8 protein-coding genes and 1 pseudogene are annotated in these 12,905 nt (G+C 43.8%); 5 read left to right on the forward strand and 4 right to left on the reverse strand.

The annotated features are described in order from the left end of the window. Positions 1–90 precede the first annotated feature (90 nt). Positions 91–1,227 carry a glycine cleavage system aminomethyltransferase GcvT gene (gene gcvT / locus V7L01_RS29765; RefSeq protein WP_335041345.1) on the reverse strand — a complete coding sequence of 379 codons (1,137 nt, stop codon included), beginning with the start codon at positions 1,225–1,227 and terminating at the stop codon, positions 91–93. 183 nt (positions 1,228–1,410) lie between these two features. Between gcvT and V7L01_RS29770 the strand changes: the two genes are divergently transcribed. Continuing rightward, the gene (locus V7L01_RS29770) at positions 1,411–1,908 is read left to right on the forward strand and encodes a pentapeptide repeat-containing protein (RefSeq protein WP_335041347.1); all 498 of its coding nucleotides are present in this window, start codon (positions 1,411–1,413) and stop codon (positions 1,906–1,908) included. A gap of 102 nt (positions 1,909–2,010) precedes the next feature. Here the strand turns inward: V7L01_RS29770 and V7L01_RS29775 are convergent, their stop codons facing one another. The 3 genes and pseudogenes from V7L01_RS29775 to V7L01_RS29785 form a co-directional block, all read right to left on the reverse strand. Further along, on the reverse strand, positions 2,011–4,029 hold the full coding sequence (locus V7L01_RS29775; RefSeq protein ID WP_335041349.1) for a tetratricopeptide repeat protein: 2,019 nt from the start codon (positions 4,027–4,029) through the stop codon (positions 2,011–2,013). A gap of 166 nt (positions 4,030–4,195) precedes the next feature. Continuing rightward, positions 4,196–4,426: pseudogene (locus V7L01_RS29780) on the reverse strand (IS4 family transposase); the annotation flags it as partial. 276 nt (positions 4,427–4,702) lie between these two features. Continuing rightward, positions 4,703–7,891, reverse strand: coding sequence for a WD40 repeat domain-containing protein (locus V7L01_RS29785; protein ID WP_335041351.1), 3,189 nt, complete (start codon positions 7,889–7,891; stop codon positions 4,703–4,705). A gap of 301 nt (positions 7,892–8,192) precedes the next feature. On the opposite strand from V7L01_RS29785, the gene V7L01_RS29790 reads away from it, so the two are divergent. The 4 genes from V7L01_RS29790 (at position 8,193) to V7L01_RS29805 (ending at position 11,991) form a co-directional block, all read left to right on the forward strand. After that, positions 8,193–8,324: a hypothetical protein gene (locus V7L01_RS29790; protein ID WP_335041353.1), complete on the forward strand. Its 132-nt coding sequence runs from the start codon at positions 8,193–8,195 to the stop codon at positions 8,322–8,324. A gap of 501 nt (positions 8,325–8,825) precedes the next feature. Continuing rightward, positions 8,826–11,234 (forward strand): GH116 family glycosyl hydrolase, encoded by a 2,409-nt coding sequence (locus tag V7L01_RS29795; protein ID WP_335041355.1) that lies wholly within the window; start codon positions 8,826–8,828, stop codon positions 11,232–11,234. Between the two features lie 303 nt (positions 11,235–11,537). Further along, positions 11,538–11,780 (forward strand): hypothetical protein, encoded by a 243-nt coding sequence (locus tag V7L01_RS29800; RefSeq protein WP_335041357.1) that lies wholly within the window; start codon positions 11,538–11,540, stop codon positions 11,778–11,780. A 34-nt stretch (positions 11,781–11,814) separates the two neighbouring features. Continuing rightward, positions 11,815–11,991: a hypothetical protein gene (locus V7L01_RS29805; RefSeq protein ID WP_335041359.1), complete on the forward strand. Its 177-nt coding sequence runs from the start codon at positions 11,815–11,817 to the stop codon at positions 11,989–11,991. The last annotated feature ends 914 nt before the right edge of the window (positions 11,992–12,905 follow it).

The following is a 12,905-nucleotide window of genomic DNA, read 5'->3' on the forward strand; positions in this document are numbered from 1 at the left end:
CTAACAGTCATCCAAGCCATATCTGGTAATGAACCTTACTGTAGATTGACTAACTCACAACACATTATTCCTCAAAAACCCCGGCGCTTATCAGTTGACAACACGATTTTTTGACCGATAAAAGGGACGTTTAACTACAACTGCTGGATAAGCTTTGCCGCGAATTTCGACTTCTAGCTGCTGACCAACAGTTGCTAGCTGGGTGGGAACGTAGGCTAAGGCAACAGGATAACCAAGTGTGGGCGACAGGGTGCCACTGGTAACTTCTCCCACAACTTTCCCTGCGGATAACACTTGGTAACCGTGACGGGCAATGTTGCGTCCTTGGGTTTGTAAACCGACCAATCGACGCTGCACTCCAGCGGCTTTTTGCTCTGCCAAAACCTCCCGGCCAATAAAATCGCCTTTGGTATCTAAGTGAACTAGCCACCCCAAACCGGCTTCTAAGGGTGTGGTGGTGTCATCAATATCTTGCCCGTAAAGTGCCATCGCCGCTTCTAGCCGCAGAGTGTCTCTCGCACCGAGTCCACAGGGGATAACGCCAGCATTATGGAGACTTTGCCACAATTCTACTCCCACATCCGGATCTACCATCACCTCAAAGCCATCTTCCCCCGTGTAACCTGTGCGGGCTAGGAAGGCAGGTTTACCTAGTAAGGTTGCTTCCAAATGTCCGAAGGCTTTGATTGGTTGTAAGTCTTCTTGCACTAGGGGCTGAAGATATTTAATCGCTTTTGGCCCTTGCACGGCGATTAAGGCTTTTTCTGGTGAAAGGTCTTGGAATTGGACTTTATCCAAGTCAAGGTGTTGCAATAACCATGCTTTATCTTTACTGGAGGTTGCCGCATTGACTATGATGAATGCTCGCTGTGTCCCAGTGGCGTCTTTACCTTGATAATAGACAATGATGTCGTCAATAATTCCGGCTTGGGGATTTAACAATACGGTGTATTGTGCTTGACCGGTTTGCAAACGACTCAAGTCTGAAGGCACAAGAGGCTGGAGTTGGGAAATCAGGTTTTTACCTTGAAGGGTAAATTTGCCCATATGGGAAATATCGAACATTCCGGCTGTATTTCTTACAGCCTCGTGTTCGCGGCTAATGCCACTAAATTGCACAGGCATTTCCCAGCCCCCAAAGCTGGTAAAGCGTGCTCTGAGTTTTATACCCAATTGATATAAAGGGGTTCGCGCCAGAGATTGGGCGTTGTCTTCTTGATTAGCCACAGGTAATTTTGCGATCGCACCTCAACATCTATCATCCTACGAGATGCTTTCTGGTTTGACAGTCTTGTAGATCAAACTGGAGCATTAGGTATTGGGCATAGTTATTTTCTTTGTCTGCCTTGTCCTCTTCTGTGAGGTTTAATAGTTAATGGTGGAAGTGTTGAGATTTATTAAGAAGAGATTATGAAATATTGGCGACTTTTAGCTAGCTTTGTTTTAGCTATGGTTCTTTTTTTCTTTCCCCTATCGGCACAAGCTGCAAGTTCTTCCAGTATTACTCGTTCTGTGGGTAATGATGAACTTAAGGGCAAGGATTACTCTGGTCAAAGTTTAATTGGCAGTGAGTTTACCAATCTCAAATTAGAGAATGCTAATTTTAGCAATGCTGACTTACGTGGCGGTGTGTTTAACGGTACCTTATTGGAGGGAGTAAATCTGCATGGTGCTGATTTTAGCGAAGGCATAGCCTATCTAACAAAGTTCAAGGATGCTGATTTAAGCGATGCTGTGTTGACCGATGCAATGATGCTGCGTTCCATTTTTGATGATGTAAATGTCACAGGTGCTGATTTTACGAATGCAATTTTAGATGGGATACAAGTGAAAAAGCTTTGTGTTAAGGCAAGTGGTGTGAATTCTAAAACTGGTGTGGATACTCGCAAATCTTTAGGATGTAAGTAGAATCTAACCCCTTCTTCTGTGATGGAGAGGGGGAATATTATTTTAACTAATTACGAATTACAAATTAGGCGCAGCGATCGCGTAGCGTGCCAGAGGCGATCGCTAGTGATATGCTTCTCTTAAAAAGCTGGCATAATTTGCCCGAACCGTCACAGTAGTCGGATGACTTGCACCTAAAGTCCGTTCACAAATTGTCAAAGCTTGCTCAAATAAGGGTTTGGCTTTCCTGTAGCGTCTTGTATAACGGTAGAGTGCTGCTAGATTGTTCAGGCTAATGGCGACATCGGGATGGTTGTCTCCCAGCAGGCGTTTACTCAATTCCAAAGCTTGCTTATACAAGGGTTCGGCTTCGCTGTAGCGTCCTGTAGATTCGTATAGTTGTGCTAAATTGTTCAGGCTAGTGGCAACATCGGTATGTTCCCCTCCCAACAGGCGTTTTCTCAGTTCTAAAGCTTGCTTAAGCAAAGGTTCGGCTTCGCTGTAGCGTCCTGTATAACAGTACAATGCTGCTAAATTGTTCAAGCTAGTGGCGACATGGGGATGTTCTTCTCCCACTAAGCGTTTCCACAGTTTTAAAGCTTGGTGATACAAAGGTTCGGCTTTATTATAGCGTCCTGTAGATTCGTACAGTAATGCGAGATAGCTCAGGCTAGTGGCGACATCGGTATGTTCTTCTCCCAGCAGGCGTTGTCTCAGTTTTAAAGCTTGCTGAAATAAGGGTTCGGCTTCGCTGTAGCGTCCTGTAGATTCGTACAGTAATGCTAAATTGTTTAGGCTAGTGGCGACATCGAGATGGTTGCCTCCCAGCAGGCGTTTTCTCAGTTCTAAAGCTTGCTTATACAGCGCTTTGGCTTCGCTGTAGCGTCCTGTAGATTTGTAGAGTCCTGCTAAATTGTTCAGGCTAGTGGCGACATCAAGATGGTTGCTTCCCAGCAAACGTTTTTTAAGTTCTAAAGCTTGCTTAAGTAAGGGTTCGGCTTCGCTGTAGCGTCCTGTAGATTCGTACAGTAATGCCAAATTGTTCAGACTAGCAGCGACATCGGTATGTTCCAAACCAAGACGATTTTGAGTCAATTCTACACACTTTTGTAACCAAGGTTCTGCTTGCTGATAAAGTCCTTGACCTTGATAAAACCAAGCTAATTTGGTAAACAGAGCGATTAGATTTTCATCGCCCAGATATTGGGATAGGTGGGTTGCAACTTCTGTAATATGCGGGATATGTGGAGTGAGATTGAGAATTTCTTCAGGGTTAGGCTGTTGCGGAATTAGCTTTGCTACCTCTAACATCATTGCTGCAAATTTAGTTTTTGCTTCATCCGCCTCACTTGACTTTTCCAACTTCATTTGGAAAAGTTGCCGAATCAGTGGATTTAGACGATAAATTCCTTTATTTTTCTGTTGTAGTAAATGCAATTCCAGTAAATCGGCTATAGCTTTCTTATCGAGTTGTTGTTTTTTATAATCTTCTCTTGTCTCAACAGATAAAGGAATGTCAGCTAAGGCACACAAACTTAGCAGACAGCCAAAGTTTTGTGCATTCTCATCCAGCTGTTCCCAACTCAATTCAAAAGCTTCAGTTACACCGTATTCATAAGGCATCAATGAGTTAGCATTGACTACTGGTTCGTGTTCCACTCGCTTTTTCTCTAGCTGCTTCAGTAGTGTTTCCAGAGACAAATCTGGAATTTTATCTAGATATTGCCCCACTAACTCTAACGCCAAAGGTAAATATCCCAAAAATTTACAAATTCTTCTTGCAACCCAAGGTTCTTTTTGCAGTCGTTCTCGAACCACCAGCAATTTTAAGAATTTCATTGCTGCCAATGGTTTGAGGACATCCAATTCGCTATTATATTTCGCGCTCAGGTAAGCTTGTAACTTTTCTAATTTGCCCGGAGTGTTGGAAATACTTAACTCAGGATAATTCTGGGCGAACTTGTCATATACCTCATCCATCCACTTCCTAAAAACAGCAATATCAACGTTTAATTCGCTGGCAAGTTTAGCTTCATTTTTACCTAAGTTTTCTGTATTAAAATACTTTGCAAAAGCTGCTGTTTGCTCTAGAGATAAGCCATTAATAGCAGCTTCTTTGGCTAGAAAATTAGCCCATTGCATAAACAGCTTGTGATATTTATCTTTAATTCTACTTTGTCTCGATTTGGAAATCTTCTCTCTTTAGGGTAAAAATACCAAAGCAGTGGGTTGCCGTTATACCATTTCACACAAACCCTAATACATATAGATTTATCGTCGGGACACGGCAATGCTCATTGGTGTCAACTTAAGAAGATAAAGCCCAAATATGTTTTGTGTAAGCGTCAATGTGCCGATAGCGCTTATGCGTGGTTTTGACTAATCCAAACAGCTTTTGACGTTCAACAAGATAGGGAACAGTGTTACAACCATCACCACGGAGAAAAGGATTGAAAAAATGGTACGAACCACGAAAAACCATTTCTGTAGAAATCAGGCCTAGTGGTTGATTCAAAGCGATCGCCACAATTATGCTAATAATTATGGAAGCGATCGCCTTTGATTCATCATCATGATTCATCATCATTGACCCTTCAATCTCGAATGTTGGAGTTCAAAGGGTAAGCGATCGCCTTTCACTCACCATAACCTACTTTTGGATTTCAGATGTTGCACTTCTGAAAACGAAGTTCCGAGTTTTGAGCATGAACTTCCAAGTTTTGAAGCTAAAAGCTGGAGTTCTGAGCCTAAATGGTGACTTGCAATTGAGTCGAGTAAAGCCCTTAGTAGAGGCACGGCAATGCCGTGCCCTTCCTTACCCGCGTACTTTACTCCAAACATATTTATGGCAGGTTTCGCAGGCGGCTTTTGCTTCCTCTGTTTGCGGATTGGTGAAGACAGGATGGTAACGTAACCTGTCACAACAGACTTGCAACCATGCACGCCAGTCACCGCGCCACAACCGCACCGTGCCATCTTCACCGCCACTAACAATCGTCTGCCCATCACCGCTGATGGCGACAGAATAGACCCAACCCTCATGACCACGCAATGGTTCAGCTAAGGGAAGACCTTGCAGGTTCCACAACCGCACTGTGCCGTCATCACCGCTACTGACAATCGTCTCCCCATCGGCGCTGTTCGCATCACGTTGCAAGGCAAAGGCGACAGAATAGACCCAACCCTTATGACCGCGCAATGGTTCAGCCAAGGGAAGACCTTGGCGGTTCCACAACCGCACCGTGCCATCAGTACCGCCACTAACAATCGTCTGCCCATCGCCGCTAATGGCGACAGAATTGACAAAACCCTCATGACCGCGGAATGGTTCAGCTAAGGAAAGACCTTGCAGATTCCACAACCGCACCGTGCCGTCATCACCGCCACTAACAATCGTCTGCCCATCGACGCTGATGGCGACAGAATAGACCCAACCCTCATGACCGCGCAATGGTTCAGCTAAGGGAAGACCTTGGCGGTTCCACAACCGCACCGTGCCGTCACTACCGCCACTGACAATCGTCTGCCCATCGCCGCTGATGGCGACAGAATAGACCCAACCCTCATGGCCACGCAATAGTTCAGCCAAGGGAAGACCTTGCAGGTTCCACAACCGCACCGTGCCGTCAGTACCGCCACTGGCAATCGTCTGCCCATCGCCGCTGATGGCGACAGAATAGACCCAACCCTCATGGCCGCGTAATGGTTCAACTAAAGGAAGACCTTGCAGGTTCCACAACCGCACCGTGCCGTCAGTACCGCCACTGGCAATCGTCTGCCCATCGCCGCTGATGGCGACAGACCTAATATTACCCTCATGACCGCGCAATGGTTCAGCCAAGGGAAGACCCTGGCGATTCCACAACCGCACTGTGCCGCCATCACCGCCACTAACAATCGTCTGCCCATCAGCGTTGATGGCGACAGAATAGACCAAACCCTCATGACCGCGCAATGGTTCAGTTAAGGAAAGACCCTGACGGTTCCACAACCGCACTGTGCCGTCAACACTGCCACTGACAATCGTCTCCCCATCAGCGCTGATGGCGACAGAATAGACCAAACCCTCATGACCGCGCAATGGTTCAGTTAAGGAAAGACCTTGCAGGTTCCACAACCTCACTGTGCCATCAACACCGCCACTAACAATCGTCTGCCCATCGCCGCTGATGGCGACAGAAGAGACATCATCCTTATGACCGTGCAATGGTTTAGCTAAAGGAAGACCTTGGCGGTTCCACAACCGCACCGTGCCGTCAACACTACCACTAACAATTGTCTGCCCATCGGCACTGATGGCGACAGAATTGACATAATCCTCATGACCGCGCAATGGTTCAGCTAAGGGAAGACCTTGGCGGTTCCACAACCGCATCGTGCCGTCAGCACCGCCACTAACAATCGTCTGCCCATCGGCACTGATGGCGACAGAATTGACATCATCCTTATGACCACGCAATGGTTCAATCAAGGGAAGACCTTGGCGGTTCCACAACCGCACCGTGCCGTCAGCACCGCCACTAACAATCGTCTGTCCATCGGCGCTGATGGCGACAGAATTGACATCATCCTCATGACCACGCAATGGTTCAATCAAGGGAAGACCTTGGTGGTTCCACAACCGCACCGTGCCGTCAGCACCGCCACTGACAATCGTCTGTCCATCACCGCTGATGGCGACAGAATTGACATTATCCTTATGACCACGGAAGGGAATAGAGACTCTTGCTTTATTCACCACCCGATTCAAACTGTTCTGAACTGGTGCAAGAATCTGCTGGGGTAGTTTCTCTTGATTCTCACCCATAGCTTGAATTGCCAAAACTAGGCTATCTAGGGGTTGGAAGGGCAATAAATTCTCTACTCTAGCCGCTTTCTCTCGCAACTGAGATTCAGTAAGCGCCCTTTCTAGCTTGGCAATGCGGTCTTTTTCATCAGCATCTCTGGGCTGGGAAAAATTCTCATCTTGTTGGGGTGATTGTAATTCTTGCCAGCTATCCTTGACTTCTGCCAGCAATTCCTTTTGCATTAAATATTTGTCATCCGGTCTTTCATTTAACCATTCCCGCCGAGTATCACTCAACGGCCGCAAGTCTCGGTCTTGTTGTCGCCACTGGGCAAACTGCTGCCAACTTTCAATTAAAGCTTCATGGGCTAAATCAATCCAGGTTTCTCCTTTTTCATCTTTCCCAGTCACTAATAAACGTCCCTTAACCAATCCCGCTTCACCATCTAGCAACTCACTAAGTTGTTGCTGTTGATTGGCATCGTCACCTGCAATATTTAATAGTGTGGCTTTTAGTTGGCGCTGTCGAGTATCCTTTTCTCCCTCTCCTGTTCGCACTAACCGCAGAAAAATCTGCTTAATCCATTCTTTTTCTTGCTGACTGCGTTCTTGGGTTGGGGATTCTTTCTCATAATCTTGGTAGTGATAAACATTTTCTGCATGGAGATTCAACGCCCCAGTTAATCCTCCCAACTTCTCATACTCTTCTAAAGTCAGTTGATGTTTCTTTTGCTTGCGTTTCTTCCAGAGTTTAGTTAAGGCAAACTCTAACAATGGCAAACGTCCTGGTTCTTGTTTAAGATTTTGGATAATTTTTAATATTCGTGCTTCTTCAACACTACGATCCTGAAGCTTGGCAGGTTCGGTGATTGTCTCCTTTAAATCAACTCCAGTTAAAGGTGGCATCAAAACTGCTTGGGTTTGAATCAGGTGAGTCAGAGAGGGATTATCTAAATAGGATTCAAGTAAATCCGTTCGCATAGTAATTACAATTGCTAACCGCGAATCATGAATCTCTACTACCTGAGTTAGTAGTTCATTAAATCTCTGGCGTTCTTCTTTATCTACACGAACTGTAAATACTTCCTCAAACCGATCTACCACTAGCAAAAATTTTTCTGTGCTAGCCACAGCCTCTGTATCATTAATAGGTTTAGTCGGGCTGCCTAAACTGTTGTCATACTGAGCAATTTCAACGACAAGGGCGTATTGTGTCATCTTGTTTTGTTAAAACTATGGGAAAATTGCCTCTGTATTCTAAAATACCCAATTTTCCTCGTAATTTACACATTATATTTAAAATTTATAGATTTAAAATTCAAGTATCAGCTAAGTAGCAGGCGGATTAGCGCAATATTAAAGTCTTAGTAAAGCCTTAGTAAAATCTTAAAGAATGGGACAATCTCTATACCTCTTTTTCTACTAGTAATTACTTAACTACTGCCTTTTGCTTACCAAAATTCACCTTTTGAACGTGAAGTTTTGAATTCAAGGGGTAAGCATTTGCTTTTTATTCACTATGATTCACACTTGGATATTGAATATTACTGTTTGGAGTTTGAAGTACCGAGTTCTCAAGGTAAGCGATCGCGCCTCACTTCCCATAATTAAGAAAGTTATATCCTCGCCATCTGTAGAATCAAAACAATAACAGTTAAAAGCTATTGGGATATTTTAAGTGATAACACTGTATTGGATGTTATGTTCATCAATACTTTATCGAAAGTCAAGTATAATAAATAAATAAATTAAACTTTAATGAAGTAATGCCACTTAAGATTTGCTAAGTATACTTGTAACTAAAACTTTATTTGGTAAACTTTCAATAAACTTGAATTTTCAAAACTCAAATAGGATTACTATATACAGCAGTTTGCAAGTAAGTAAGATACGAAATGCAGGAATTAAAATCAGACATAAACAGTTTCTAACTCCTGCCGACCCTCTCTACGAGACGCTAAAAGCGAACGCGGACTCGCTACCGCTGCCCTATCTTTCCTCAAAGCCCGTAACTTTGCACTTCATACAAAATAAAACTGCTGTATATTTTTTCCACTTCCTGGGCTGCTAATAGTTACAGACAAACGACTTGAGAAAAATCACACATCGCGCTAGTCTTCATTGACGTAACTGTACGCTGTAACATTAGGCGATGACAAATCAACTTTCAGAGACAATTCCCTCTTGTACTTGGAACCGTCCCATCGGTTTAGGCTGGGACAAACCTTATACCGTCCGGTACGCAAGCAATATTGATGATGGCCCTTGGCATGGTATGCCTTTAGGCGGCTTTGGTGCAGGTTGCATCGGTCGTTCTTCACGGGGAGATTTTAACCTGTGGCACATTGACGGTGGCGAGCATACCTTCAAAAACGTCCCTGCCTGTCAATTCAGTGTCTTTGAGTCTAATGGTGTATCTTCACAAACCTACGCGTTGTGTACGCAAGCGCCCGATAATGGCACTCTCAAGGCTTGGCAGTGGTATCCGACACTTACCAGTACAGAGGAGACGGGCAATTATCACGCGTTATACCCGCGTAGCTGGTTTGTATATGAAAATGTATTTCAAGCACAATTGACTTGCGAGCAGTTTTCCCCAATTTGGGCAGGTAATTACCAAGAAACTAGCTACCCTGTGGCGGTATTCCTCTGGAATGCTCATAACTCCACAGATGCACCTATTACTCTGGGCATCATGCTGACTTGGCAAAATATGGTGGGCTGGTTTACAAACGCCCTCAAATCTCCTCAAGTTCAGGTGCGCGATGATGGTAGTCCGGTTTACGAATACCAACCACGCTGGGGCGAAAGTCAAGGAAACTATAACCAGATAGTTGAAAATACACAACAGTTTGGCTGTATTTTCGGTCGGGTTGGTAGCGATCGACCTTTGCAGGAAGGTGATGGAACTTGGTGTATTGCGACGGTGAAGCATCCCCAGGTGGAAGTATTTCACCACAGCCGATGGAATCCTGAAGGAACGGGTGAGGAGGTGTGGCAAAGCTTTGCTAAGGATGGTTCTTTGCCTAATTATCTTGATACGACTCCAGCAACAGAGAGTACACAATTAGGGGCTGCGATGGCACTTCGTTTTACTCTCCAACCAGGCGAAACTCTCGAAATCCCCTTTGTCGTCGCTTGGGATTTGCCAATTACAGAATTTGCTGCTGGAGTTAACTACTACCGGAGATATTCAGACTTCTTTGGTAAAAGCGGCAACAATGCTTGGGCGATCGCATCTACTGCCCTACAAGAATACCAAACCTGGCGATCGCAAATTCAAAGTTGGCAAAAACCGATTCTCGACCGGGAAGATTTACCCAACTGGTTTAAGATGGCTCTATTTAATGAGCTTTACGATCTCACCAGCGGTGGTACTCTTTGGAGTGCAGCATCAGAACTTGACCCCATCGGTCAGTTTGCGGTGCTGGAGTGCTTAGATTACCGTTGGTATGAAAGTCTCGATGTGCGGCTGTATGGCTCTTTTGCCCTACTGATGCTGTTTCCAGAACTGGAAAAGTCGGTGATGCGGGCATTCGCACGGGCGATTCCTCAAGGTGATGATACTCCCCGAATAATTGGCTATTACATGACAATTAAGGCAGAAAGCCCGATTGCAGTTCGCAAAGTCGCTGGCGCAACACCCCACGATTTAGGCGCACCGAACGAACATGTCTGGGAGAAAACCAACTACACCAGCTATCAAGACTGCAACTTGTGGAAAGATTTAGGTAGTGATTTTGTCTTGCAAGTATACCGTGATTTTCTGCTTACGGGTGCTGACGATGTAGAATTCTTAGCAGATTGTTGGAATGCGATCGCTCAAACTCTCGACTACCTGAAAACTTTTGACCTTGATGGCGATGGAATTCCGGAAAATTCCGGCGCACCCGATCAAACTTTTGATGATTGGCGGTTGCAGGGTGTCAGCGCCTATTGTGGTGGGTTGTGGTTAGCGGCGTTGGAGGCTGCGATCGCAATCAGCGATATTTTATTAACTTACCAGATGGGTAACACAGAAGAGTTGGCGGTGCAAAAATCCACTTATGAAACCTGGTTACAACAATCTCTGCCTATTTACCAAGAAAAACTCTGGAATGGGCAATATTACCGCCTGGATAGTGAAAGCGGTTCCGATGTGGTAATGGCAGATCAATTGTGCGGACAGTTTTATGCTCGTCTGCTGGACTTACCTGATATTGTACCGAGCGATCGCGCTCTGAGTGCTCTGAAAACTGTTTATGATGCTTGCTTTTTAAAATTTTGCAATGGTGAGTTTGGTGCGGCTAATGGTGTTCGTCCTGATGGTTCGCCAGAAAACCCCAAAGCTACTCATCCCCTGGAAGTCTGGACGGGAATAAACTTTGGGCTGGCGGCTTTTCTTGTGCAAATGGGAATGAAGGATGAAGCGTTTAGGTTGACGCAAGCTGTTGTGCAGCAAATTTATGACAATGGTCTACAATTTCGCACACCAGAAGCTATCACCGCAGCTGGTACTTTCCGCGCTAGCACTTACTTACGGGCAATGGCGATTTGGGGAATTTACTTAGTTATTAATTGATTAGCATCAAAGCGGTTCTTGTTTTGATGCAACACACGTAGGGGTGCATAGCTGTGTACCCTTACAAACGATCGTATTCCACATATACAATGTGCGTTGTCAAATTTAGCCTGTCTTCATCTGAGAAAGCAGAGTCTAGATTTGTGATTTTATTTTCCGAGTATTTCCGGAAGTGAAGGAAAATTTCAGTAATCGTAAGAGTTGAAGGATTGAGAATTCAAGACTACTCTTTCAAAAAATGCAAATCTTACTAGCTTTAGGCATAAGTCTTGCTAATATTTCCCAAAAAACCAAAATGAAATCATGAACTCCTCTTTGTTATTAAGAGTTCAGGGAGATGTTAAATATACAAGTAACCAGCAGTCTCCCATTCTAAAAATGCCTATCCTCAAAAATTTGAAGATAGTTGTAGGAGATACTAACCTAAAATTGGAATTTAGCCAAGTTTGGGTTCGCTGCAAGTTTCAACTAGGCGACGACATAACTATCTACGGTATAGATGGGGAAGCTGAAGACAATAACAATCTTGCGTACTTAGTTTGCTAGGGTCGAGTGCGACTACTTGGGTTTAACGCAACTATTGGACGAGAAGCTTCAACTCAGTTGCTATCAGTTAAGCAAACTTTTAGCATATCGGGCGATCGCAGCAAGTGCGTGTTTTCTCGCTGAGATTAACATTTCTTACCTCAGACAGTGGTTACAACGTATACCTAATCTGGAAAATATTGGTGATGCGTGGGTAGATGTCGCTATATAGGTCGAAATATTAGTTTATAACAATCGATCGCGCACTGATTAAGAATCCAGCAATTCTGATTTGGGATGAAACAACTAGTTGCCAATTTCAACAGAACTTAACCCTAATTAATCGAGATGGTACTACCTTCACCATCCGGCTATATCCTTGTTCTATACCGAGGTATCCTCGTTAAGCAAGACACCAATCAATAACTCATAGCAATTGATAGTTTTTATTACTACTTAGCCCAACGACAACGGCATCTGTAATCTCACCTGTAGAAATCTGTTAGATATTAATATACATACAAATTGTTGCTGAATCAACTTAGCAACATTCTCTGTTAATTAACTGTTTTTGTATTAATTAATTATCTAAACTTTTTATACAGGTTTAGCCTGCTACATATTTTTGTTGCAAACATCCCGTTACGGGTCTTTTGCTTAACTCAGTTGACGATCATTAAAATTATATATATTACTGCTAGCCACTAATTCTCTTTTCAAACTAGGCTATTTGTGATTCCTGGCTGGCGATCGTGAAATATTCATGAGCAGTTTACAGCTTTTTCATTTAGATAAGCTAAAGCTGTAGTCTTGGTGAATCAAGGCATCCAAGGCTAATAAATAACATTATCTAATTGAAAATATTTTCACTACCTATGACCGATCGGGCTTTTCAAGCCTCTATATATTACTATTTTTCTAAGTTGCTTTACCTCATAGTTAATGGTAATCTTTTTTAGATACTCGACAATAATAAAGTGTTTAAATTGATATTGTGTGAGGGGTTAGACCCCTCACAAATCCGTAACTAGGACAAAATTCAAAGTTGCACAATCCGCAAGTACGTATCGAAATATATTCAGTAAATTTTACTTATCAATCTACTAATTTAGTAGATGACATAAGTGACAAAAAATAGTATAAATA

Origin of the sequence: Nostoc sp., from assembly GCF_036917095.1 — a bacterium.
GTDB lineage: Bacteria > Cyanobacteriota > Cyanobacteriia > Cyanobacteriales > Nostocaceae > Nostoc.